Raw genomic sequence first — 4,737 nt, forward strand, 5'->3', positions numbered from 1 at the left:
CCCTCGCGAGCCGGCCCAATTGGCGAAGCACCAGTCCGCGGGTGGAGTTCATGTCGGTCAGGGCCATGGACTCGGGAATGACGTCGGAGAACTGGATCCCGGGGCGCCCGGTCCGCAGGCACACCCGATGGGCGGCCTGCGCCTCGCGGTGCGACTGTCGGAAGCCTTGGACGCCCCTGCCCGGGGCGCCGACGCCGACGGCGCCGGCCGGTGTTCCCGCCAGGACGGTGGTCAGGAGTCGCTGGGGCGGGACGGAGGAGAACCAGGCCCAGATGACATCCTGGTCGACAAAGGCGGCGAGGGCGCGTGAGCCCTGTTGCCGGGCGTACGCGTTCACCACCCCGGCGACCGGGCCGCCGGCCACCACCGCGACGTGCTCGGCCCCGACGTCGTAGGGCGAGTGGGGGATCCGTGTCTCCGGCCCGTTCAGCACCGCCTGGATGCGGCCCAGGCGAATGGCGTTCTCGTCCGTCTCGTTGCTGCGTCGTGCCTCGAGATACTCCCGGGTGGCCGTCTCGATGAGGCACGAGGTGTGTTCGAGTAGGCGGCGACACCCCGTGTGCAGGATTCTCAGCGCTTCCTCCGGTGGGACCTGCGCTTCCCGCGCGGCTCGGAAGTAGGCGTCCTGGACGACGCTGAGTGCCTCCCAGTGGGCATTCACCAGGCTGTCCAGGGGAGTGCCGTGGAGGGCGGCGAGTCGCGCGATGTGCCCGGCCTCGGGCGAGTCGAGGGGGGTCGGCTGGGGGATCTCCAGTTCCTCCATGATGCGGGAGAGCAGCCTGGAGGTTTCCGATCGAAGGACGGCCTGCAGGGCCGGGTCGCTGTAGAGGGGACTCGTCGAAACGGTCTTGCGTCCGATTTTCTCGATGACCTCGTCGGTCACCTCTTCCAGGTGATCCGCCAGCCAGGTCACGAAGACGCTGGTGGGTGGGGCACATACCTGCATGGGGTCACCACCTGAGTTTTGACGGGGCACTCGCCCGGGATCGACGTGGGGGTGAGGGGGATGCCGATGACACACCTTCATGGGGACGCTCTCCGGGGGGGCGGAGGGCGTGGGCTCATGAAGGAGGTGGGGTCTCGACCCGAGGTGATCCGTTGCGTGTCAATGTACTTCGTGCCCCTCCGTTCCGTGGTAATGCGCGGTGACAATGCATGGGACCCCCGGTTTTCTCGGGCAGTCGGCGGCCGGGAACCGCTTCGTCGTGTACGCGCCGCCCCGTCGAGCGGGCGATTCGGCCGCCGTTCCTCAAACATTAACAGGGGCGTCACGGAGGCAAGTTGAGCATTAAACGAGAAGAAGGCCGAAAAAAGTCGGTGTTATCGATGAACCATTCGACGGCGAAGTGCGTGAAGTGGTGGCGGCCCCGGATTCGGGCGCGGAACGGGCATCGTGGCGGGTCGATGCCACATGCTTCTCCCGGGCGGGATGGGGTGGGTGGCATTCCGTTTCGGTCATCCGGTCCGGGGGTTGGGCGACAATCGGTCATTCCTCGTGTCGCCCGGGCGCGGCCTCCGTGCTCATCGGCCCCGTGGGTGTCCCGGCCTCCCGGTGGTGGTCGGCGGGTGGCTGGGGGCGTCGCCCGGGCTTCACCGTGGCCCGGGGAGGGCATGGCCATGACATTCCGGATTTCCCCGGGGGGAGTGGGGCACCCGGGGGGGGCGTGACACGGGACAATCGGTTGCGGCCGGCACGGATATCCCGGTCGCGGCCACGTCTCGCGGGTCCCGCCTTTCCTTTCGTTCGGGAGGGGCGGGAGAGTCGTGCGTGCATCAACCACCATATGTGGGGGCCGGGTCTCGGACTTCCCCTTCCGCGATGAGTTCCGATCGTCAATGGGTCCGGTCCGGGGCGTGGCGGTCCATGGTTCGAGCAGATGAATCGGGGATAATACGGGCCGGAAAACCGGAGTGGATTCCTCCGACTCGGGGTTGCGCGTTTCCCGCCGATGCGAAAAAGCTGATCTCTGTCGATTTTTCGGCGAAAAGCATGAATCCCCCCATGAGGGGCATTTCCGGCCCGGGGTCGGAGCGGGCCGATGGGCCCGCGGACTCCCAACCGGTGGAACGGGCGGTCGTCCCGGAGGCAACGAGGGGCGAGGCATTCCGGAGACCGGTGCCGGCCGGGAGGTCGCCCGTTCCACCGGCGACCCCATCGGGACGGTCGGACCGCATCCGGCCCGTCGGCTCCGGGCGGAACGGACGGAGGTGCCGCCGGCTCGTCCACCGGAGGTCGATCCCCGCCCGCTCCCCGTTCGGCCACCGTTCAACTCCCGCTACCACAAGAGAAGATGGAGCACCGCAGGGCCCGGGGTCACCGGCCGCCCGGGGAGTGCGGCGGTGTACCGTTCCTCACGGAGGCGTACCCACCGACGCCCCGGGGGGCATCATCCGCGACACGGAGGCCGTCAGCGCCGTCGGCCGCCGGGGTGGGACGGGGCGGTCCATCGCCCCGCACCCGAGTCCTTCCCGCGTCGGGAACCGGCGGCCCGGTCCCACGCCGGTCCCTCCGGTTCCCGGAAGCCTGTGGACGACCCGGACCACCGCGCCTCCACCGGGAGACCCGTCGATCCACCACCCCCCACGTGCGGCTCCCGACCGTTGTTCGCGGGCGGAGCGAGGGCCCTCGGGCGGTGGGAGCCGCTCCCGTGCCGGGCCTTCCGCACCGACCGTTCCGACCGTTTCGATCACGAGGCATCGATGACACAGGACAAGCAGGATTCGCCCGGTACGTTCGCCGCGACGTTCACCGCCGAGCCGACGCGGGGGCGGCGTGGTCTGATGCCCGGGCGTCGGGTGTTGACGACGTTGGGTGGCGGTGTCGCGGCGGCGGCGCTGCTCACGGCCGGGGTGGTGGCGGTGGGCGCGGTGTGGCCCGAGCGGGGCGATCGGACCGGGACCGTGGCCTCCACGGAGGAGCCGGGGGCCCCGCAGTCCCTCCTGCCGCTCCCGGCACCGGACCCGCAGCCGGAGCCCTCCCCCTCCGAGGAGGGGGAGGAGGACGAAGAGGAGGAGTCGGAACCCGGCGAGGCCTCCCAGCCCTTGTACATCCCGCCCGTGCAGCCCCCGCCGGCCCCGGATCCCACCGAGCCGGAAGCCGAGGAGGACCCGGAGCCGGAGGCCGGGGACGAGCCGGAGCCGAAGAAGAAAAAGCCCGAACCGGAGGAGGAGCCCGAGTCGGAGCCCCGATCGGTGGGCGACACCTTCACGGCCGGGACGACCTACCGCCTGCACGCGGGCACCGGCGCCGACCTGTGCCTGGACATCGGCGGGGACCACACCTCCTCGGGCGTCAACGTCCACCAGTGGGCCTGCAACGGCACGGCCGCCCAGCGCTTCCGCTTCGGCGCGACCGGCGCCTCCGACACCTTCACCCTCTCCATCTCGGGCAACTGCCTGGAGGTGGCCAACAGCGAGACGGGCCCGGGCGCCAACGTTCGCATGTGGTCGTGCAACGGCACCGCCACCCAGCAGTGGCGGGTGGAGTCCCTCGGCAACGGCGCCCACCAACTGGTCGCCTCGCACAGCGGCCTCTGCCTCGACGTGCGGAGCAGCTCCACCGATCGCGGGGCCAACGTCGCCCAGTGGCCCTGCAACTCCTCCGTCGCCCAGACCTGGACCCTCGAACGCCTCTGACGGTGAGGGGACGGGGTGCCCGCGCCGCCTGCCGGCTCCCCTCGGTCCCATCCCCCGACCGGCCCTGTCCGTGCGGTCCGTTCGGCGGGGTCTGCCCGTCGGCGGGCCGCCCGTTCCGCGACCGGACGGCCATCGCCGAACCGGGGGGAGACGGGAGTGGCCCGTCACCTTCCGAAAAACCGACGGAAGGTGACGGGCCATCCGGCGTCCACCCGGTCAGACGCCCGCGCCCTGCACTTCCCGGAAGGTGGTCGGGGCGGCGGCCGGCGGGGCCTCCCGGGGCCTGTCGGCGAGCTTGAGCCAGACCACACCGGCGATGATGACGGCCAGCCACATGGCCTGGAACGCGGTGAGCGTCTCGTTGAAGACGACGGGGCTCAGCAGCGCGGCGCCGACCGCTCCGATGCCCGCCCACACCGCGTAGCCGATGCCGACATCGATGGCGCGCAGCGCGACGCTGAGTGCCCAGAGGGTCAGCAGGAAGAACACCACGGCGACCAGTGACCAGGTCAGCCGGGTGAAGCCCTCGCTGCCGCCGACGGCGAGCGCGTAGCCGACCTCGAAGCCTCCGGCGAGCAGAAGCATGATCCAGGATCGGGTCCGACCGGGAGCGGAATTGGACATGGGGGTGAATCCTTTCGTGGGGAGGGCTCGTGGGAAGGGTTCGCGGGGGGTGGCCGGCACGGGACGACGGGATGCTCAGGCGGCGCCGCTGAGCTGGAGCCCGACGACCCCGCCGATGATGACGACGATGCCCAGCGCCTTGCGCCAGTTCAGCCGCTGGCCGAAGAGCAGCGCTCCGAGCAGAGTGATGCCGACACCGGCGACGGAAGTCCAGATTGCGTAGCCGACACCGACGTTGAAGGTCAGCAGCGCCAGACTGAGGAAGTAGGTGGCCGCGGCGCCGCTGAGCAGGGTCGCCGGCGTCCACCGGCGGTTGGTGAATCCGTCGGCCTTACCGGCGGAGAGGGCGACGGCGATCTCGAAGACGATCGCGATACCGAGGTGGATCCACTGCACGGGAAGTCCTTTCGGAGGAGCGGGGGTGGGGTGGGGAGCCGTGGTGTCGTGGAGCCCGCGTCATCGCGGGCACGGTGGCAC

At 70.7% G+C, this 4,737-nt stretch carries 4 protein-coding genes; 1 reads left to right on the forward strand and 3 read right to left on the reverse strand.

The genetic code is table 11. From position 1 onward, the window contains the following. A partial coding sequence (locus tag FOE67_RS16865; protein WP_182665148.1) for an RsbRD N-terminal domain-containing protein occupies positions 1-946 on the reverse strand: 946 nt, incomplete at its 3' end. A gap of 1,754 nt (positions 947-2,700) precedes the next feature. Here FOE67_RS16865 and FOE67_RS16870 point away from each other — a divergent pair. Then, positions 2,701-3,636: an RICIN domain-containing protein gene (locus FOE67_RS16870; RefSeq protein WP_182665150.1), complete on the forward strand. Its 936-nt coding sequence runs from the start codon at positions 2,701-2,703 to the stop codon at positions 3,634-3,636. A 216-nt stretch (positions 3,637-3,852) separates the two neighbouring features. Here FOE67_RS16870 and FOE67_RS16875 read toward each other — a convergent pair whose 3' ends face one another. Beyond that, positions 3,853-4,260 (reverse strand): DMT family transporter, encoded by a 408-nt coding sequence (locus FOE67_RS16875; protein ID WP_182665151.1) that lies wholly within the window; start codon positions 4,258-4,260, stop codon positions 3,853-3,855. Between the two features lie 75 nt (positions 4,261-4,335). After that, a complete protein-coding gene (locus FOE67_RS16880) occupies positions 4,336-4,656 on the reverse strand; it encodes a DMT family transporter (RefSeq protein ID WP_182665153.1) in 321 nt (106 codons plus the stop codon). Between the last annotated feature and the right edge of the window lie 81 nt (positions 4,657-4,737).

The organism is Streptomyces calidiresistens (assembly GCF_014141525.1).
GTDB lineage: Bacteria > Actinomycetota > Actinomycetes > Streptomycetales > Streptomycetaceae > Streptomyces > Streptomyces calidiresistens.